Consider the following 18,748-nt stretch of genomic DNA (forward strand, 5'->3'; position numbering starts at 1 on the left):
ACAATTGTAAAGATGGTTAAAGCGAAACCAACTACCTTAAAGATGATTAACGGAAACTAAACAGATAACTCAAATCTTTTATAAGTTTTTGTTAATCAATACTGTAGTCTTGTATGTATTTAAAAACGCCCTACTAAAACCTAGCAAGGCGTTTTTAAATATATACTATAAACGATTAGTATTATCTTAATTGAGCGCTTAGAACATTCTCTAATTGATACTGTATTTTGCTCATAATTTTGTCAACTTGACTATCAGTAAGTGTCTTCGTATTATCTTCCATTAAGATAGAGATAGCATAAGATTTCTTACCGTCTTCGATTTTATCACCTTGGTAAACGTCAAATAGCGTAACGTCTTTAATGATCGCTTTGTCTACTTGTTTTACTAAGTTATAGATCTCTTCGAAAGTAACTGATTCATTGATTAATAAAGCATAATCACGTTTCACAGAAGGGAACTTGTTAATCTCAGCTATTTTGATTTTAGCAGAAACTGTTTTAAGAACATTATCCCAGTTAAACTCAGCATAACATACCTCTTGTTTGATGTCGAAGTGCTTAGTTACTGATTTCTTAAGAATACCGAACTCTACGATTAACTCTTTTCCTACATAGTAAGCGATACCTTCAGAGAATAAATCAGACTCTACAGGTTGGCTAGTGATTTTAGCAAAACCTAGACGAGTGATAATTCCGTTGATATATCCTTTAAAGTCAAAGAAGCTAATAGGTTTCTGTACAGAATTCCAACTTGCTTTAGTGATGTTACCAGTTGCTAATACAGCGAAGCGTTTATACTCTTCGTAGTTATTAAGCATTTTGTGGTAAGTCTTACCGAATTCAAAGAATTTTAAATCACCACGCTTTCTATTGATATTGTAAGCGATAGACTCTAAACCTCCAAATAATAATGACTGTCTCATCACTGATAGGTCAAAACTTAGTGGGTTTAAGATATCTACTTGGTAACTTGCTTTTATGTTCTCGCTTAGTTCACTGTAAGCAGGCGTAGTTAATGAGTTATTCATAATCTCATTAAATCCTTGTGCTACTAATTGATTAGCGATGATGTTTTGTACTTTGTGATCTTCTGTTCTAGAGCTATTAGCGATAGTAGCATTTAGTTTAGAAGAGAAAGTAATGTTATTAAATCCGTATACTCTTAGGATCTCTTCGATAACGTCGATCTCTCTAGTTACATCAGCACGGTAAGCAGGTACCGTAATACCGATACCGATATCAGACATACTGTGTACTTTAATGTCTAGTGAAACTAATATTTTCTTGATTGTCTCTTTTGAGATTTCTTCTCCTAATAATCTAGTGATATTATCGAAATTTAAGAATACAGAATGTTCTTCTACTTTCTTAGGGTATAAGTCGATGATATCAGAAGTGATCTCTCCACCAGCTACTTTTTGGATAAGTAGGGCAGCGTGTTTAAGCGCATATTCAGTGATAGCAGGGTCTACACCTCTCTCAAAACGGAAAGAAGAGTCTGTATTTAATCCATGTCTTTTAGCAGCTTTTCTAACTGTTACAGGGTTAAAGTAAGCACTTTCTAGGAATATAGTAGTTGTATTCTCAGATACAGCAGATTTAAGTCCACCGAATACCCCAGCGATACACATCGGTCCATTCTCATCACAGATCATTAAATCATCTTCATTAAGAATGCGCTCTACTCCGTCAAGAGTAACGAATTTAGTACCTGCATCTACAGTCTTAACGTGTACTTTACCACCTTTAATCTTCGCAGCATCAAAAGCGTGTAGAGGTTGTCCTAAATCGTGTAACACGTAGTTAGTAACGTCTACGATATTGTTCTTAGGAGCAATACCGATTGCTTTTAATCTATCTTGTAACCAGTCAGGAGAAGCTTTAACTTCTACTCCAGAGATAGTCACACCACAGTAGCGAGGCGCTTTTTTATAGTCATCAACGACAACATCAATCTTAAGTGTTCTTCTTTCAACTTTAAATTTGCTGACAGAAGGAGTGATTAATTCTTTGTGTTGAGTTTCTTCTTTTGAGTTTTGTAATAGACTAGCTCTAAGATCACGAGCTACACCCCAGTGACTCATTGCATCTGAGCGGTTAGGGGTAAGACCGATTTCAAAAACCTCGTCTGTTGTGATATTGAATAGAGTAGCGGCAGGCGTACCCGGTTCCCACTTGTCCTCTAAGACTAATATACCACTACCATCTGTACCTATACCAAGTTCTACTTCAGAACAAATCATACCAAAGCTTTCTTCTCCGCGAATCTTGCCTTTTTTGATTTGGAATGCATTTCCTTCTGCGTCGAACAATTCTGTACCAATAGTAGCAACCGGTACTTTTTGCCCCGCAGCAACGTTAGGCGCACCACATACGATCTGTACTGGCTCACCTGTTCCTAAATCAACTTTTGTTACGTTTAATTTGTCTGCATTTGGATGTTTTGTACAAGATAATACGTGTCCAACAACAACTCCTCTTAGACCACCTTTAAGACTCTCGTATTGAGTGATTCCTTCTACCTCAAGACCTAAGTCTGTTAAGATTTCTGAAGTTTCTTCTGATGTTATGTCTAATTTAATGAATTGTTTTAACCAATTGTATGAAATATGCATTCGAGAATATTTTTTTATAAGTACGCAAATATAAGCATTGCCTAAGTTTAATAGAAATTATTTATGATTAAAAAATCACAAATTAGCGTTAAGTGACCAAATCAAAGAAATTTCTGTTTAATATCCTCACTAGGAATCATACAGCTCTCCTTTTTTCCGTACCATTTGTATCTGTTTTTAGCGATGTAATCATATAAGGGATCAGTCAATCCTTTTGGTAAAAAAGAAAAAACACCTATTAATGAATACATTCCTCCAAGTGTAGATGCGATTTGAAAAGCCGCCTTTGACTTTATGTAATACGCTATCCCAGGTTCGTATAATACGATACTGTCTATCTTCGCTCTATCTATTCCGATATAGTTTAGAATCTCCTTGCCCTTGTCAGAGTCAAGAGAGACAAATCTAAACTGATCGTCTTTATCAGCAGTAATGATCTTATTAACGGCAGTATCACATAGGTTGCAAACTCCGTCAAATAAGACTATCTTTTTATCACGTGGTATGTCTAACATTATTTTTTGCGTTGCACCATTTCTAATTGATCTATACTCACTTTAGAAGTAAAGATACCATAGTTAACAGTGGCTTTGTTTTTTTCGATCACATCTATTGTTCCCACAGAACGACCATCTATCATTCTAACTCTATCACCTACTTTAAGCGGGAAGTTAGTCTTGTTCTGAGTATCTTGTAGTTGTTTCTTCGCTTTTTCTTCTTTTTTCTCTTTGCGGATAACCTCTACTTTTTGTTCTACCTCTTTGATCAATTCTTTTTGGACTACCTCTTTCTCTTTCTTTTCTTTAACCGTAATAGGCTTGCGTTTAGAGTTTTCGATTTCCACTACTTTAAGGACTTCTCCGAACAGGGTTTTCTTGCTCTTGTTATTAAAGTATTTCTCAGATAGATCATCTAGACGTTGACCTAAAGCTACTAGGCGTTGATTAGAGTCAAATAACTCTTGGTAACGCTCCAGTTTTTCTTGGATCTTAGCATTGATGCTCTCCATCTTCTTACCTTCATCTCTAGCCTTTGTTTCCTCTTCTTTAAGATTCTGAGATGTGCGTTCTAGCTTGTGTCTTTCTTTCTGTAGATTAGCGATAGTCTTATCAAAGCGAACTTTATCACCCTCTACCTTCTTCTTAGCTCTGTTGATTAAGCTAAATGGAATACCATTCTTCTGTGCTACCTCAAAAGTGAACGAACTACCTGCCTGACCTACGTTTAGTTTATACATTGGCTCTAGAGACTTCTCGTCAAAAAGCATATTTGCATTGATGGCATTAGGCAACTCATTCGCTAGTATCTTCAGATTAGTATAGTGCGTAGTAATGATTCCATAAGCCTCTCTGTCATACAGTTCCTCTAAGAATACCTCTGCTAATGCACCTCCTAGTTCAGGATCAGATCCTGTACCGAACTCATCTATTAAGAACAGTGTATTCGCATTACATTTCTTTAAGAAATAATTCATATTCTTAAGTCTGTAACTATATGTACTCAAGTGGTTTTCGATAGACTGATTATCACCGATATCTGTCAGTATTCTGTCAAATAAGAAAGTCTTGCTTCGTTCGTGTACCGGAATTAGCAGTCCTGATTGTAACATCAGTTGTAATAATCCAATAGTCTTTAGGGTAATACTCTTACCACCAGCGTTAGGACCAGAGATAACAATGATACGGCTGTCCTGCTCTAAGCTTATCGTCTGTGGATAAACGGGCTTATTCTTAGCGCGGTTATTCAACAATAGGATAGGGTGGAAGGCTTCTCTAAAGTACATCTCACGTTCCTTGCTAATCTCAGGAAGTAGTCCATTAATCTTATTAGCATACTTCGCTTTACCAGCTGTAACGTCTATATAAGTAAGGAAACTCTGATATTCTGATAGCAAGTCTCTAAATGGACGAATCACATCAGTCAGATGCTTTAAGATACGCACAATCTCTTCGCGCTCCTCATACTCTAGATTGTTTAATTCTCTCGAATATCTGAGCGTTGCTTCAGGTTCGATATAGACAATGCTTCCTGTCTTAGAAGTACCTAATACACTCCCTTTAACCTTGCGTCTGTGCATAGCGATAACGGCTAGTACACGTCTGTTCTCTACCACAGTCTCTCTAATATCATCTAGATATCCAGAGCTGTTATATTGACTAAGTGCACTTCCGAAACTCTGATTAATCTTCCCTCTAACTAGATTGATATTCTTGCGAATATTCATTAAATCTACGGAAGCATTATCCTTAATCTCTCCGTATTTATCCAGTACATTATCGATCTCTTTAAGAATCGACTTCTCTAGTGGCGTTTGTTCCGCCTCAAAGTATAAGTTAGGATAGTACTCCTCGAACTTCTTAAGAAATGCGATAAGTGTAATCGTAGTCTCTGCAAGGGTAGCAATCTTCTTAAAGCTACTCACTTCTAAGAAACTGTTCTCGATACCTAAGAACTTTAATTCGTAATCTATACTATCAAAATAGTGATTCGGGATGATGTTATTATTCGTGTAAGAAGAAACGTATTCAGAAGTCTGTCTCAATGCTCTCATAGTCCCCGCTTCAGTTTTGAAGGGGCATATCTCCATAGCAGCTTCTTTACCAGCCTCTGTCGTACAAAGTGCTGATATTGTTTCTAATACTGTGTTGAACTCTAAGTCTTGTAATGTTTTTGTATTTATTGATGTCATTTTAATAAAATGAGAATAAGTACAAAAATAACATTATTTGGCTGAATTACCTGTATTTAATTCAGTTGAGCTGTTTTTTTATGTGAATGGCGGGGGTGGTGTGAGAAATAGGTAGTATATTCTAACATACTTTGTTTTACGAGCAACATTAATCAGTATAAGGTGGCGTTAAAAAAGGATTGTCATCTATAAACTCATAGTTAATGAGGTCTTCTGTAGATAATTTTAATAGTGATACAAGATAACTAGGCAAACGATCTCCATATCTATCATCATATGCTAGTGTTGTATCTACTTTAATGTCATCAATCTCGATAGTTTTTAGATAACTATTATCGTATATGATGCTAACGGATTGCAATTCGCCTTGTTCATCAAACTCTTTAGAAATACCTAACTGATGATTATCCCTATATTCACATATCTGTTCTATGATGTCTGTTTCCTCATAGAATGTATATTCAGTTCCATTCTGTAGCCCATCTTTAACTGAAAAAATCCAATAAGGTTTATCTCCAATAGTGTCATAAACTATACCATTAAACTTCTCATCTTTATAATAAAAGGTACCCCAAGAACCATCATTACAATGATTGATTCTTTCTAAATCTGCAAAATGTACTTTCATATACTTGCTAGTTAAGTACGACATAAAATGATTATTATTTCTCTAACTCTTGACGAACGCGCATTAGAGCTTTTCCTAATAGATTAAGCCCTTTCCAGCGTTCAGGATAAAAATGGATGACTTGTTACATAAAAAAAAAATAATAGTCTTCTTCTCTTTTCATTTTATCTATTTGTTTTCTTAGTATTTCTTGATAGGAATCAAGTGCTTCTATTTATCTTGTAGTTTTCAACTTTTCAAATAAGCTCTGTGCAGGTAGATGATATCTTTTTGCAAAGTCATAAGCAGACTCACCATCTCTATCTTTCACATTTATATCTGCTCCATAAGCTAATAACAATTCAATAACTTCTGTCGAATCCTCTAGTGCATTAGTATTGTTTTTACAAACTTCTACTGCTACATCTATAGCTAAGTTCAATGGTAGTGTATATACTAGCTTAGAATCAGGGTTAGGGGTAGCATCGTGATCTAACAAATACCTAATCATTTCTATATTATTGTTTCCTATCGCAACTAAAAGAGGAGTCCTCATCCTGTCATCAATAGAATTAATATCTTCTCCCATACCTAATAACTCATTTATCTTATCATAATCTGAATTAAAAACGGCTTTAAACATTTCTCTATTACTCATTCTTCTATTTTCTTATTCAATCTATAATTATCAGATTCAAGTTTGAAAAGATGTTTCATCTTATACTCCATAATCTCATTGTTTTGATATGCTTGATCTAATTCATTATCTCTTTCTCTCCAAAAAGCTAAGGGCTTCTCGAAGTTTAGGTTTTCATTCTTACTTAAGGAATCAATGATGTAGTCATATAATGAAAAAACACTAGAGAAGATCACATCCACATCATTTAATCTCTTCTTAGTTTTAGAATAAGCTATAAAATGATTACCCTGCGTATCTCTTAATTGTCCTAAAAAGCCTATTAGTGAACTATCATCTGTCATAAATGAGTAAAAGCCTGCTAATATCTCATTCTTATGATTAGTAATCCATCCTCTACAGAAATCATCATAAGCAAACTTCTTTTGATTATAATAATTATTATAAGGCACTATGTAATAATTTATTAGATCCACTCCATTAGTGTAATTATACAATTCTCCTAACCAACCTGTCATATAGATATTTAGCTCATCAACCCAAAACAGTCGTTTTAAAAATCTATCATATGCTTTAGCTTTATTATCAACATTAACGTAAGTATGTACTAATTCGTTTTCTTCTGAGAAGTGTGTTACCTTGTCTATAAAGTCGCTTGTATTCATTGCTCTATATATGATGTCTTATTTGATTTATATCCTTAAAGGTATCAATTATTTAAATAATTAAAGCAATAATATTATTGTTTATCCCTTAGTCCATTCTATTCCAATGTAACTAAATATTATTTCTACCATACATTGATGGTGGTTCTGTTAATTCTAATTCAGGAAGTACTAAGAGTCAGTACCCTAATATTGTCTATGCTCTCTGAATTTCCAGAGAAGTCTCTTTATTTTATGTGATTTAAACTTTAGTTATGTCACAAATTTTGATTAAATTTGTGACATAACTAAAGTTTTTGATAAATGTTACCTATTAGTAATCAGATAGAAAGGAAGATTGTGAAGTCTAAGCGTGGAGATATTTTTTTCGCTGATGATTTTGTGAAATATGGTACGGCAGATAATATTCGTCAAGTACTTTCACGTTTGGAAAAAGAGAGATTAATAGAGCGAATAGCACAAGGTATTTATACAAAACCTAAGCAAGATTCTTTAATAGGAACGATTTATCCTACTACAGAAGAAATAGTAAAGGAGATAGCTAGAAGAGATAAAGTACGTATAGCACCAACAGGTGTATTAGCCTTATATTTATTAGGGTTAACAACTCAAATACCGCTAAAAATAGTTTATTTAACGGATGGGTCTCAAAGAGAAATTAAGATAGGTAAGAGGACAATTAAATTTAAAAGAACTGTGCCTAAAAATCTTATGGTAAAGGATGAATTATTGCATTTAGTAATACAAGCTTTTAAAGAGAAAGGACAAAAAGAAGTTACAGATTCTTTTTTAAATACAATAAAACTATCGATTAGTAAAATAGATGAAGATGTCATAAATGCTCAGTTGAAATATGCTCCTGTTTGGATTCAAAAGCAAATTACTAAACTTTATTATTTGAATGAATATGTGGATTAGTTTAGGAAAAGAACAAAGAGTTCAGGTGCTGAATCAGGTTGCAGCTGCTTATGGATTGCCTGCATTTGTGGTTGAGAAAGATTGGTGGGTTTGTATTCTTTTAAAGGCGATATTTCAATCTAAATATAGTGAATCTATTATTTTTAAAGGAGGTACTTCTTTAAGTAAAGCTTATCATCTGATAGAACGCTTTTCTGAAGATATAGATTTAATTATTGATCGACGGTTATTAGGCTTCGATGATCTATCCTCTAATACTCAAATTAAAAAACTAAGAAAGACTTCAGGAGGATTTATTATTAATGAATTTAGAGAAGAATTAATTAATCAGTTAACCCAATTAGGAGTTTCTTCCAATGTTTATGAAATTAAATATAACGGTAAAGTTGATGACACAAGTGATCCAAATACTTTAGAAGTTTATTATCAATCAGATGTTCCAGCTACGAATGAATATATTCAGCAACGAGTTTTACTAGAAATGGGAGCGAGGTCATTAACAGAACCAGCGGAGCCAAAGTCTATAATTTCTTTTATTGATGAGAAGTTTTCAGAATTAGCTTTTGCAGTGCCTGCCTTTAATGTACAAGTAGTAATTCCCACTCGGACATTTATTGAGAAAGTGTTGTTATTGCACGAAGAGTTTTCAAAGCCCATAGAGAAAATAAGAACAGAGAGGTTGACTAGACATTTTTATGATTTGAATAAAATTATGGACTCAGAGTTTGGTGTGCAAGCTATATCAGATGATGAGTTGTTTATTCGTATTGTTGAGCATCGTAAAAAAATAACTCCTTTAAGAGGAATCGATTATTCTAATCATATAAAAGGTGAATTGAACATCTTACCTCCACTAGAGGTGTTAGTAGAATGGGAGACGGATTATAAAACGATGCAAGAGTATATGATTATTGGTGAAAGTTTAGATTGGAATGATTTACTTAATGTCTTAAAGGATATTGAAAATAAATTTAATAGAATTATTTAGATAAAATCACCATTTTTTGTTCTTTAAATCAATTCCAAAGAAAAGCTTTATCCACTTTTGTGAATTATATATTTCAGTCAAAATGATTGTTATTTCAAACAAATAGGTGGTATTTGTCTGAAATAGCAATCATTTACTCCTAATAGAGAGAGTAGTAACATATGCTCCAAGAACTTGTATCTGTCAGAAAAATAATATTATAACTGATTTTATTTTACGCAGTATTTACCCCAAATATCTCGTGCTTCACTTCCCTTCCAGTCAGATTCCACTCTCGTTCCCAAAACAGGCCTTCGTTTGGAACAAACAGGCAATCTTGGGAAGAACTTGGGAACAAATGAATTGTTACTAAAGGAATGTTTTATCTTCGTCAAAATTAAAGGAAGTTATGCAAAGCAATGAATTCGTATCACGATTATTACAGGATTTGGAACCTAAGGTGTTGCATAGAGTAATGAAGAAAGGGGAGGAGATACTGAGCCTTGGTGAGGTATGTGATTATGTAGGGTTAGTGCGTACAGGTAGTTTGCGTATGTATTATATAGATGCAGAGGGTAGAGATGTGTCTTTCTCATTCTATCTTAGTGATGATGTGTTTACGAATTATGAGGGGCTTCTTACTAATACGCCTTCTCAGTTAATCATTGTGGCGGTGGAGGAGACGGAGGTGGAGTTGATTAGAAAGGTTGATTTGTTTGAGTATTACGAACGTTCTTTAGAAGGGCAACGATTAGGTAGATTAATGGCAGACCAAATCTTCTTAGAAGCGAAAAAACGTATTGATTTTCTCTTGTTTCTAACACCTGAACAACGCTACCTACAGTTGGCAAATACTTCTCCACAGGTATTTAATCATATTCCACAGAAGCATATTGCTAGTTATATCGGGGTGAAACCTCAGTCTCTATCTCGTATTCGCAAGAGGTTAATTGAGAAGTAATGTTAACTTAAGTGAATGTTTTTCTCTTTTTAGTAAGGTAATTTTACTTCATTAAAATACATTAGCATTATGAGTTTAGAGGTAATTATTAAGATAGTGAATGTTCTTATTTTTTCATTTCTATCAGGGATACATATTTATTGGGCATTCGGAGGGATGGGGTTAAAAGCAGGAACGCTACCAACTAAAGATGGAGAGCTTAAACTTCATCCTAGACCTATAGGTACACTTGTAGTGGCAAGTGGATTAGGAATATTTGCATTCTTTAGTGGCATTGCTGTTGTAGGGTATCATTGGGTATATTTAGTGATGGGAGGTTTGTTTGCCTTGCGAGCGATAGGAGACTTTAGATATGCAGGTTTGTTTAAAAAAGTGAAAGACAGTGTATTTGCTAAAAATGATACGGGAATCTTCATTCCTCTTTGTATTTATTTGGCACTTAGTAATGCATTTTTATATTTCTGCTAAAAATCGCGATAACGCAGTGTTTACTGATATAAATCAGTTGAATACTGTTGGAAAATTACGTAATTTGGAACTGTTATTAATAGAAAAGGCACCCTAGGTGTTTAGTCATTTCCAAATACTTTAAATATGAGATATGTATCAGCTGCAGAAGCTGCAAAAGTGGTAAAATCGGGAGACCGTATTTATGTACATGCAGCAGCTGCCACTCCTAATATATTAACTAAAGCGATTAGCGATAGAGCAGAAGAACTGCGCAACGTAGAGTTCTGTCACATCCATACTGAGGGAGCTGCTCCTTATGCAGACCCTGCTTTAGCGGGTAGTTTTCACGTTAACTCTTTCTTTATTGGTAAGAATGTTCGCCATACTATAGCGGCGGGTAACGGGTCGTATACACCTGTATTCTTAAGTGAAGTGCCTAATCTATTTAGAAAAGGAGCGGTTAAAGTAAATGTGGTTCTTATTCAAGTATCACCTCCTGATGAGCATGGATTCTGTTCTTTGGGAACTTCTGTAGAAGCGACTGTAGCTGCTATGGAGTGCGCTCAGATAACTATTGCACAGATTAATAACTTTATGCCTCGTACTTTTGGGGATAGTGTATTACATATTTCTAAAATAGATATGGCGGTAGAACATCACTGTCCTATTTATGCTCAGAAGCAAGTAGAGATATCAGCTACAGAAGCGAAGATAGGAGATTATGTAGCTAATCTAATAGAGGATGAGAGTACATTACAGATGGGAATAGGTTCTATACCAAATGCAGTGCTATCAAGACTTCAAAATCATAAAAACTTAGGATTGCACACGGAGATGTTCTCTGATGGGGTGATTGATTTGATAGAGAGTGGAGTGATTAACTGCTCTAAGAAAACTATAGCAAAGGGGAGAGCGTTAGCAACATTCTTAATCGGATCTGAGCGTCTGTATAAGTTCGTGGATAACAACCCGTTTATTGTAATGAAAGAGTCAAGTTATGTAAACGATACTTCTATTATCCGTCAGAATCCTAAGGTAGTTGCCATTAACTCAGCGTTAGAAGTAGACTTGACAGGGCAGATATGTGCAGATTCACTAGGAGTACACATGTATTCAGGTGTGGGTGGACAAATGGACTTCGTACGTGGGGCTTCATTAAGTAAAGGAGGTAAGGCGATTATCGCGTTATCATCTACTAGTAATAAAGGACATAACCGTATCGTTCCATTCTTAAAACAAGGAGCAGGAGTAGTGACTACACGTGCTCACGCGCAGTATATCGTCACAGAGTATGGGGTAGCAGACTTATATGGTAAAACGCTAAAACAACGTACTGAAGCATTGGTAGGTATTGCACATCCTGATTTTAGAGAAGAAATACTAAAAACATATCACGACAGTATTAAGTAGTTATTTATAGGAGAGTGTCTTTTGTGGGAGACTCTTTGTTTATCTAGTTTGATCAGATTAATAACTACTTAATTTGTGAGAATAAATAGGAATGAAAAAGCCATTGATCACTCAATGGCTTTTTTACTTTATATTGTAAAAGACTTTTACTTGTTTTTATATCCGAATAACTGTTTCTCTTTAATGATTTTAGAGATACCTGCAGGAAGTTGTTCTTCCCATCCTTCTTTATTTTGTTGAAGAAGTTTAAGTACATCTCTTGAGAATATAGATAAGTGTTCTTCTTTATAATCTTCGATATCGATGATTTGGTTGTTCTTTTTAAAGAATTTATAAAGTTCTTTAATGTGTAAATCTACTTTTAGATTTGTTGAGTCTACGATTTGTCCTTCTGTACCAAACATTGGGTATAGATAAATCTTCATCGTATTTCTAAATAATTTACCTAGACCTTCTAAGATACCACCTGTTAGATTAGTGTAGTATTTCTCTTCGAATATGTTAAGTAAGCTACTTACTCCCATTGCTAAGGCTATTTTCTGATCAGTGTACTTAGAGAAGTATTCTGTCAGTTTATAGTACTCTTGGTAGTTAGAGATCATCACTGTCTGTCCTAGAGAGCATAATAAATCTGCTCTTTCTAAGAAGTCTGCTTCGTCCAGTTCTCCCTCTGCTAATAAGTTAGATAGCGTAATCTCAAATACTACAGTAGTATTCTCCTTAGCTAAGTTATTATTGGTCATAAACTTCTCTAATGACTTCTGGTACATATCCATATTAACGATAGTAACAGGTCTGAAGCTACCTCTTAATGCAAGGATATTCTGCTTGTATAATTCGTTAGCAGCTAATTCACAACGTCCATTAGGATTGAACATTACTGCGTCTGTCATTCCGTTTTTAACCAACTGTAAACTCATTAATCTGTTGTCTACTTTATCAAAGATAGGCCCAGAGAAGTTGATACTGTCGATTTCTATTTGATCTTTATCTAAGTGATCATATAAGCTATATATCAGTTTTTTAGGATCGTTATGTTGGTAGAATGCACCATAGATAAGGTTAACCCCTAATATACCTAGTGTCTCCTGTTGCAACTTAGAATCCGTTTCTTTAAACTGTATATGTAGTACTATTTTATTATAAGGTTGACCTGATTCAGCTTGGAACATAATTCCTACCCATCCGTGTCCTTTATTCTTTTTGGCATAATCAATAGTAGCCACTGTATTAGCGTAACTAAAGAATGTCTTGTTAGGATTCTCAGCGCGGATTAGACGTTCTTCTATCTTTTTTGTCTCATAATCAAGCATCTTGATCAGACGACTTTCTGTTACATAACGCCCATCTTCTTCTACAGAATAAATCGCATCACTAAATACTTTGTCATAAGCAGACATCGCTTTAGCAACAGTTCTAGAAGAACCACCAGCTCTAAAAAAATGACGTACTGTTTCTTGACCAGCACCTATCTCAGCGAAGGTTCCGTAAATGTCGTTATTAAGATTGATTTTAAGGGCTTTATCTGATATTGCAGGTTGGTGTTCTATGAATCTGTCACCATCTAATTTTAAGTCTTCCGCAAAGTTTTTCATTAGTTACTATTTTAAACAAACGTAACAAATATCGTGCAACAAAAAAAGATAAACCGTACTTTTGTGGAAAAATTAAGTCATTTTGGAAGTTTATTTTTTAGGCACAGGTACTTCTCAGGGAATTCCTATTATAGGTATAGATCATCCAGTCGCTCATAGTGAAGATCAACGCGACAAGAGACTGAGAACATCGATCTTGGTTAAGTGGGACGACAGCACATTCATAGTTGATTGTGGTCCTGATTTTCGTCAGCAGATGTTAGCAGTAGGTTGTACTAAGTTGGATGCGGTATTATACACCCATGAGCATGCAGATCACATCGCAGGATTAGATGAGATACGTCCCTTGACATTTTTGCATGGTCCGATGCCATTATATGCTTCAGATCGAGTGATGGCAGCGTTGGAGAAGAGGTTTGATTACATCTTCACTAAGGAGGATAGATATCCTGGAGCGCCAAGTGTAGTGGAGCATATTGTCACTTCTGACACGAATATCGTCATTAATGATAAAACGATCGTTCCATTGGATATTATGCATGGGCCACTGCCTATATTTGGATATCGCTTTGGAGATTTGGTTTACATTACTGATGCCAAATATATTTCGGACAAAGAGATAGAAAAGATAAAAGGTTGTAAGGTTTTAATCGTAAATGCGCTGAGAATTAAAGAACATCCTACTCATTTTAGCTTAGATGAAGCACTTGCTTTTATCGAGCAAATAAAACCAGAGAAAACCTATCTAACGCATATAGCACAAGACTTAGGTTTTCATAAAGAGGTGCAGGAAATACTGCCAAAAGATGTATATTTGGCGTTTGACAATTTAAAAATCACTATTTAATTTATACTCATAATTATGAAACATAAAGCTTTCTTTTACTTATTCCTTTTTTCATCAGTACTATTGGTATTGTTTTATGCCAATAATAATAATATGTATAAGATGGAAGAGAAGAAGATAGATATAGCTCATAAGCGTATTGACATTGTTCGAGATTCATTAAAACAGGTTACTAAGGAGTTTAACGAGTCTAATTACTTCTCTATCGAATATAATAATGATGCTCAAGAATATTTTAACTATAAAAATATTGACAAATCATTAGCGTTAATTAAAGAAGAAGTATTAGCTTTAAATCACCAAGAGAATGGTAATCCTTTAGTTCCTTATGGAGTAATGAATGGAGACAAATGTGTGATTAATAAAGTAAAAATACTTAATCACAGATGGATAATTGCTGATTTTTATGCAGGTTCATTACATGGGGAAGTATTGATAAAATATTTTTATAAAGAGGGAACTCCTACTGATTTTAAAACAATAGATACCGTGTTGTATACAACAACGGAATAATATATAACCTTGCTTACACATTCCCTTGGGGAAACAATAGAATGCAGAAGTAGGGCGTAACTTTAAAATAGTTAAATATGAAAATATCAACAAGTTTGTTTGTTTTGTTGCTTTTGGTGTTTACTTCTTGTGATTTTATCTTGAAAGATAGAAAGGGGAGTACCGATAAAGAAATGGTGGTGACAGATGGAAGTAAAGAGATAGTAGCATTAGAAGATGATGATGAAAGTAATGGATGTGCTTACTCTGCAGGATATAGATGGAGTGAATTAGAAGATGACTGTATTCGTATCTTTGAGAAAGGATTTAGATTAAATCCAGTAGGTGTAGTGGGGGATGATGTAGAAGAGAACGAGATGGAAGATAATGATGTTAGTTGCTTCGTTATTTTCTCTAAAGATAAAAAGAAAGCAGAGATCTATTTGCCTAACCAAAAGAAAGGGGTAGTACTAGAACAATCTAAAGACAAAAGTGCTTATATCAACGATGGATGGGAATTATCTAAAGAAGGTATGGTGCTAAAGAAAAAAGGAGAAGTGGCATTCACTGCTGCTAAAACCATTGAACTAAAGGTAATCAACAGTGATCAACCGATAGAAGAAGAGGGTACTAATGAATAGAAATCAAACAGATAATAAAAAACGGCTAGTAGATATCTACTAGCCGTTTTTTTATGCTAAAAAGGTTAAGATTACTCTTCTAAAAGAAAATCTTTAAAGTCTTTAAAGTTTAAAGGATGTACTCCGTGTCCTACAGGGTATTCTTTATACGTATGAGTGATATTAAGACTGTTTAATACAACAGGTGTTCTTCTAGCCCAATCAATAGGAATAACCTGATCTACCGTCCCGTGAGAAGCAAAGAATTTAAGCTTACTTAAGTTGTTCTCTTTGTAATTCTCAGCAATGATGTTTTCATTAAAGTAACCGCTCAGTGCTACTACTTTATTTACCTTCTCGGGATAAGATAGCGCGATTGCGTAACTAAGGATCGCTCCTTGACTAAATCCTACTAAGTTAACGTTATTAGCATCTATAGGGTATTTAGCGATAAGTTCATCTATAAATCGAACAATCAAATCTCTAGATTCGATAGCTTGGTTATCATCAGAGAATTTGTTTGCATCAGCGTCAAAAGTGATAGCATACCATGCATATCCGTAAGGAGGTACAGTGAATGGAGCACGCGCTGAGATCACATAGTAATCTTCAGGTAACTCAGGAGCAAAAGAGAACAAGTCCTCCTCATTACTACCATATCCATGTAATAAAATGATAACAGGGTTACTGTCTTTTATAACTTTAGGTTCTTGAACCAAATATGAAATAGAAAGTGATGTATCCATAATTTATGCAGATAATTTGTCAAACCATTTTTGAAAATACACACCTACCTTAGGTAAGGGTTTAATTTCTTTGCTTACAGCTCCTATAAAGCTATAAGCCCAAATAATGATGAAGCAGAAGTAAAAAGGTCCTGAAACAGCCCATGAATTAAAGTTCCCAACTGTATAGGCTAAGGCATAAAAGAATAACCATATCCCAAAAGATTGTTTGATGTAAAAACCTGAGAATCTATTCTTAGGGTCTAGGTTCATAAATATAGCGACAAGGCAACCTATTATTGTTAGGTGTGCTATTACAGCCATTGTTCTACCTGTTTCTATTTCCTTTTCGTTAAAAGTCTTCAGCATTATGTTTGATTAATTAATTTATTTTAATGTTTTTCTGTCTCCGTTTATTACTCCGTATACTTCACCATTCATCGCGTGGTTTAAGAAAGCAGAGTTTTTAGATTTAGACAGGATATTTTCTTTGGTAAAGATATACTCTTTTTTAGGATTGAATAGTGTTAAGTTCACTTTGTTACCTACTGCTATAGGTTGTTCTTCTATCTTGAAGATTGTTCTAGCAGCTGTAAGTTTAGCGATTACTACTTCGATAGGAAGCACTGTGTTTAAAGCGGCAAATGCTGATTCTAAACCAATAGTTCCGTTAGAAGCACTGTTAAATTCTAGTTTCTTGTGCTCTATATCTAGAGGATTGTGTTCAGATGTGATACAGTCGATCGTTCCATCTAATACACCGTTGATTAACGCTTGTCTATTCGCTTCATCTCTAAGTGGAGGTAATACTTTAAATCGGGTATCAAAGTCGTTAAGCTTCTCGTCAGTCATCGTTAATAAATGAACGGCTGTGCTACACGTTACATTTAATCCTTTTAGTTTAGCTTCTTTGATTAACTCTACTGACTTAGCGGTAGAGATAGTAGGGAAGTGTATTTTACCTCCTGTATATTCTAGTAAGAATAAGTTACGAGCTATTTGTACTTCTTCTGCAAGAGTAGGGATGCCTTTTAAGCCTAGTTTTGTGCTTTCTACGCCTTCATTAGCGACACCTTTACCTTTGATGCTATTATCTTGAGAAAATGCGATTACAAGTCCATCAAAGTCTTGTACATACTGAAGTGCAATCTTAAGGACATTGGCATTTTGGATTGACTTTTTATAATCTCCAAAAGCGATAGCTCCTGCATTTTTCATATCGAATAACTCAGCTAAGTCGTTACCCTCAGATTTCATCGTTAAGGCCCCGATAGGGAATAACTCTGTTGTCTGACCGAATGCTTTTTGTTTAATAAAGCTCACGATACTTTGAGAGTCAACGATAGGGTGGGTGTTCGGTTCTACAGCTACTTGAGTAAATCCACTTTTAGCAGCCACTTCTAATCCGTGTGCGATGTTTTCTCTTTCTTCGAAACCTGGCTCACCTAGACAAACTGAACTGTCAAACCAACCTTGAGAGATGTGCAGGTTGTCATACTTTACTTGTTCAAATTCGTTATTGTCGATTTGATTAGCAATATTAGTAATTACCCCATTCTCTATTTGAATGTCAACAGTTTGGTTGTGAAATGGGCTAGCAGGATCAATTACTTTTGCAGTTTTTAAAATGATATTCATTTTCTGTGAAGTAGTTTATATTAGTGATGTGTTGTTATTGGTACAAAAATAGGTTTTATTTCTATTTTATCATATTTACAATTAGTGAAAATAGAGCAAAAAAAATACATCCATTAATTGGATGTATTTCGTTTTTTTGTTGCTAGTACTTTAGAGTTGTCATAGCAGTCGTTTAATGCTTGGTAAATCTGGAAGTCTGTAGCTGTATAGATAAATCTATCACTATAGTTACAGTTCTGTAAAGACTTAACGATGTCTTCTCTAGTTATCTCTAGAAGACCACAAACAATCTCTCTGTCATATCTAGTTTGCATTAAAGCGATCATATTTTGATCTTCTTTAATAGCTTCTAACTTCTTAAGTTTTTTGTCTTTTCCTTTGAATAGGTTATAGACCACATCTACAGGACTAAAGAAAGTACCCATAGCTGTACCATAGTAAGGAGTTTGATTTCTTCTGTAAAAGTCAAATTGCATTTTATCATTTAGTTCGATAAGCTTAGTATCTACCTCTAGATACCCAGTTAATTCAAACTTCTTGATGACGATCTCGTCTAATACAATTGTCTGTTCAGTGAAGTATATTTTAAGATTTTCGTTATTTAACCAGTCATTGGTTACCTTTAATTTGATAGGTATGTAGCCTGGATAAGATAGGTGTATCGAGTCATTAAGATTGGCTTCTATACTAAAAGAGCCATCTCGCTTGCTGATTGTACCTTTAACTTTAGTAGTATTGATAACGTTAACGTCATCTACGGGTAAAAATGATTTGTCATTTAAAATAGTTCCCTTTACTGTGTTGCTTTTTTGCGCTAGAGCAGTAAAAGACGAAAGTATTATAAATAATAAAACTGTAAAATTTCTCATAGTTTTTAAGATTGCCTAAAAATAAAAGATATTTTACAGTT

Annotated in this window: 19 protein-coding genes; 8 read left to right on the forward strand and 11 right to left on the reverse strand. The window is 34.5% G+C overall.

From position 1 onward, the window contains the following. Window positions 1-181: 181 nt before the first annotated feature. From pheT to CF599_RS10190, 6 genes are all read right to left on the reverse strand, one after another. On the reverse strand, window positions 182-2,617 hold the full coding sequence (gene pheT / locus CF599_RS10165) for a phenylalanine--tRNA ligase subunit beta (RefSeq protein ID WP_121965925.1): 2,436 nt from the start codon (window positions 2,615-2,617) through the stop codon (window positions 182-184). A 101-nt stretch (window positions 2,618-2,718) separates the two neighbouring features. Next, on the reverse strand, window positions 2,719-3,132 hold the full coding sequence (locus CF599_RS10170; protein ID WP_121965926.1) for a thiol-disulfide oxidoreductase DCC family protein: 414 nt from the start codon (window positions 3,130-3,132) through the stop codon (window positions 2,719-2,721). Continuing rightward, window positions 3,132-5,306: a DNA mismatch repair protein MutS gene (locus tag CF599_RS10175; RefSeq protein WP_121965927.1), complete on the reverse strand. Its 2,175-nt coding sequence runs from the start codon at window positions 5,304-5,306 to the stop codon at window positions 3,132-3,134. The genes CF599_RS10170 and CF599_RS10175 overlap by 1 nt, the downstream gene beginning before the upstream one ends. 148 nt (window positions 5,307-5,454) lie before the next feature. After that, a complete protein-coding gene (locus CF599_RS10180; protein ID WP_121965928.1) occupies window positions 5,455-5,934 on the reverse strand; it encodes a hypothetical protein in 480 nt (159 codons plus the stop codon). A gap of 214 nt (window positions 5,935-6,148) precedes the next feature. Continuing rightward, the gene (locus CF599_RS10185; protein ID WP_121965929.1) at window positions 6,149-6,571 is read right to left on the reverse strand and encodes an ankyrin repeat domain-containing protein; all 423 of its coding nucleotides are present in this window, start codon (window positions 6,569-6,571) and stop codon (window positions 6,149-6,151) included. Then, window positions 6,568-7,215, reverse strand: a complete 648-nt coding sequence (locus tag CF599_RS10190) for a hypothetical protein (RefSeq protein WP_121965930.1) — start codon at window positions 7,213-7,215, stop codon at window positions 6,568-6,570. Before CF599_RS10190 ends, CF599_RS10185 begins: the two co-directional genes overlap by 4 nt. A 303-nt stretch (window positions 7,216-7,518) precedes the next feature. Here CF599_RS10190 and CF599_RS10195 point away from each other — a divergent pair, with 303 nt between their 5' ends. The 5 genes from CF599_RS10195 to CF599_RS10215 all read left to right on the forward strand — a co-directional run bounded on the left by CF599_RS10195 (window position 7,519) and on the right by CF599_RS10215 (window position 11,921). Next, window positions 7,519-8,133 (forward strand): DUF6088 family protein, encoded by a 615-nt coding sequence (locus CF599_RS10195; protein WP_121965931.1) that lies wholly within the window; start codon window positions 7,519-7,521, stop codon window positions 8,131-8,133. Further along, the gene (locus tag CF599_RS10200; RefSeq protein WP_254050278.1) at window positions 8,117-9,121 is read left to right on the forward strand and encodes a nucleotidyl transferase AbiEii/AbiGii toxin family protein; all 1,005 of its coding nucleotides are present in this window, start codon (window positions 8,117-8,119) and stop codon (window positions 9,119-9,121) included. The genes CF599_RS10195 and CF599_RS10200 overlap by 17 nt, the downstream gene beginning before the upstream one ends. A gap of 388 nt (window positions 9,122-9,509) precedes the next feature. Beyond that, window positions 9,510-10,061 carry a Crp/Fnr family transcriptional regulator gene (locus CF599_RS10205; protein WP_121965932.1) on the forward strand — a complete coding sequence of 184 codons (552 nt, stop codon included), beginning with the start codon at window positions 9,510-9,512 and terminating at the stop codon, window positions 10,059-10,061. 69 nt (window positions 10,062-10,130) lie between these two features. Further along, window positions 10,131-10,529 carry a DUF3995 domain-containing protein gene (locus CF599_RS10210; RefSeq protein WP_121965933.1) on the forward strand — a complete coding sequence of 133 codons (399 nt, stop codon included), beginning with the start codon at window positions 10,131-10,133 and terminating at the stop codon, window positions 10,527-10,529. Window positions 10,530-10,655: 126 nt separating this feature from the next. Next, window positions 10,656-11,921, forward strand: coding sequence for an acetyl-CoA hydrolase/transferase family protein (locus CF599_RS10215; RefSeq protein WP_121965934.1), 1,266 nt, complete (start codon window positions 10,656-10,658; stop codon window positions 11,919-11,921). Window positions 11,922-12,067: 146 nt separating this feature from the next. Here the strand turns inward: CF599_RS10215 and CF599_RS10220 are convergent, their stop codons facing one another. Then, window positions 12,068-13,516, reverse strand: coding sequence for a TonB-dependent receptor (locus CF599_RS10220; RefSeq protein WP_121965935.1), 1,449 nt, complete (start codon window positions 13,514-13,516; stop codon window positions 12,068-12,070). Window positions 13,517-13,598: 82 nt separating this feature from the next. Here CF599_RS10220 and CF599_RS10225 point away from each other — a divergent pair, with 82 nt between their 5' ends. The 3 genes from CF599_RS10225 (at window position 13,599) to CF599_RS10235 (ending at window position 15,496) form a co-directional block, all read left to right on the forward strand. Continuing rightward, the gene (locus CF599_RS10225; RefSeq protein ID WP_121965936.1) at window positions 13,599-14,363 is read left to right on the forward strand and encodes an MBL fold metallo-hydrolase; all 765 of its coding nucleotides are present in this window, start codon (window positions 13,599-13,601) and stop codon (window positions 14,361-14,363) included. Window positions 14,364-14,378: 15 nt separating this feature from the next. After that, window positions 14,379-14,876, forward strand: coding sequence for a hydrolase (locus CF599_RS10230; RefSeq protein ID WP_121965937.1), 498 nt, complete (start codon window positions 14,379-14,381; stop codon window positions 14,874-14,876). A 77-nt stretch (window positions 14,877-14,953) separates the two neighbouring features. Then, complete coding sequence (locus CF599_RS10235; RefSeq protein ID WP_121965938.1) at window positions 14,954-15,496, forward strand: hypothetical protein; 543 nt, start codon at window positions 14,954-14,956, stop codon at window positions 15,494-15,496. A 71-nt stretch (window positions 15,497-15,567) separates the two neighbouring features. Here CF599_RS10235 and CF599_RS10240 read toward each other — a convergent pair whose 3' ends face one another. From CF599_RS10240 to CF599_RS10255, 4 genes are all read right to left on the reverse strand, one after another. Then, entirely contained in the window at window positions 15,568-16,221 is a 654-nt protein-coding gene (locus CF599_RS10240; RefSeq protein ID WP_121965939.1) for an alpha/beta hydrolase, read from the reverse strand. Window positions 16,222-16,224: 3 nt separating this feature from the next. Continuing rightward, entirely contained in the window at window positions 16,225-16,569 is a 345-nt protein-coding gene (locus CF599_RS10245) for a hypothetical protein (RefSeq protein WP_121965940.1), read from the reverse strand. An 18-nt stretch (window positions 16,570-16,587) separates the two neighbouring features. Next, the gene (locus CF599_RS10250) at window positions 16,588-17,838 is read right to left on the reverse strand and encodes a dihydroorotase family protein (protein ID WP_121965941.1); all 1,251 of its coding nucleotides are present in this window, start codon (window positions 17,836-17,838) and stop codon (window positions 16,588-16,590) included. A gap of 113 nt (window positions 17,839-17,951) precedes the next feature. Beyond that, a complete protein-coding gene (locus CF599_RS10255; RefSeq protein ID WP_121965942.1) occupies window positions 17,952-18,707 on the reverse strand; it encodes a carboxypeptidase-like regulatory domain-containing protein in 756 nt (251 codons plus the stop codon). Window positions 18,708-18,748: the final 41 nt, after the last annotated feature.

Origin of the sequence: Myroides sp. N17-2 (genome assembly GCF_002286775.1) — a bacterium.
GTDB lineage: Bacteria > Bacteroidota > Bacteroidia > Flavobacteriales > Flavobacteriaceae > Flavobacterium.

Bases quoted from the DNA above. Each gene is read 5' to 3' on its own strand.
- pheT (WP_121965925.1), bottom strand. From the start codon at position 2,617: ATGCATATTTCATACAATTGGTTAAAACAATTCATTAAATTAGACATA.
- CF599_RS10170 (WP_121965926.1), bottom strand. From the start codon at position 3,132: ATGTTAGACATACCACGTGATAAAAAGATAGTCTTATTTGACGGAGTT.
- CF599_RS10175 (WP_121965927.1), bottom strand. From the start codon at position 5,306: ATGACATCAATAAATACAAAAACATTACAAGACTTAGAGTTCAACACA.
- CF599_RS10180 (WP_121965928.1), bottom strand. From the start codon at position 5,934: ATGAAAGTACATTTTGCAGATTTAGAAAGAATCAATCATTGTAATGAT.
- CF599_RS10185 (WP_121965929.1), bottom strand. From the start codon at position 6,571: ATGAGTAATAGAGAAATGTTTAAAGCCGTTTTTAATTCAGATTATGAT.
- CF599_RS10190 (WP_121965930.1), bottom strand. From the start codon at position 7,215: ATGAATACAAGCGACTTTATAGACAAGGTAACACACTTCTCAGAAGAA.
- CF599_RS10195 (WP_121965931.1), top strand. From the start codon at position 7,519: ATGTTACCTATTAGTAATCAGATAGAAAGGAAGATTGTGAAGTCTAAG.
- CF599_RS10200 (WP_254050278.1), top strand. From the start codon at position 8,117: ATGAATATGTGGATTAGTTTAGGAAAAGAACAAAGAGTTCAGGTGCTG.
- CF599_RS10205 (WP_121965932.1), top strand. From the start codon at position 9,510: ATGCAAAGCAATGAATTCGTATCACGATTATTACAGGATTTGGAACCT.
- CF599_RS10210 (WP_121965933.1), top strand. From the start codon at position 10,131: ATGAGTTTAGAGGTAATTATTAAGATAGTGAATGTTCTTATTTTTTCA.
- CF599_RS10215 (WP_121965934.1), top strand. From the start codon at position 10,656: ATGAGATATGTATCAGCTGCAGAAGCTGCAAAAGTGGTAAAATCGGGA.
- CF599_RS10220 (WP_121965935.1), bottom strand. From the start codon at position 13,516: ATGAAAAACTTTGCGGAAGACTTAAAATTAGATGGTGACAGATTCATA.
- CF599_RS10230 (WP_121965937.1), top strand. From the start codon at position 14,379: ATGAAACATAAAGCTTTCTTTTACTTATTCCTTTTTTCATCAGTACTA.
- CF599_RS10235 (WP_121965938.1), top strand. From the start codon at position 14,954: ATGAAAATATCAACAAGTTTGTTTGTTTTGTTGCTTTTGGTGTTTACT.
- CF599_RS10240 (WP_121965939.1), bottom strand. From the start codon at position 16,221: ATGGATACATCACTTTCTATTTCATATTTGGTTCAAGAACCTAAAGTT.
- CF599_RS10245 (WP_121965940.1), bottom strand. From the start codon at position 16,569: ATGCTGAAGACTTTTAACGAAAAGGAAATAGAAACAGGTAGAACAATG.
- CF599_RS10250 (WP_121965941.1), bottom strand. From the start codon at position 17,838: ATGAATATCATTTTAAAAACTGCAAAAGTAATTGATCCTGCTAGCCCA.
- CF599_RS10255 (WP_121965942.1), bottom strand. From the start codon at position 18,707: ATGAGAAATTTTACAGTTTTATTATTTATAATACTTTCGTCTTTTACT.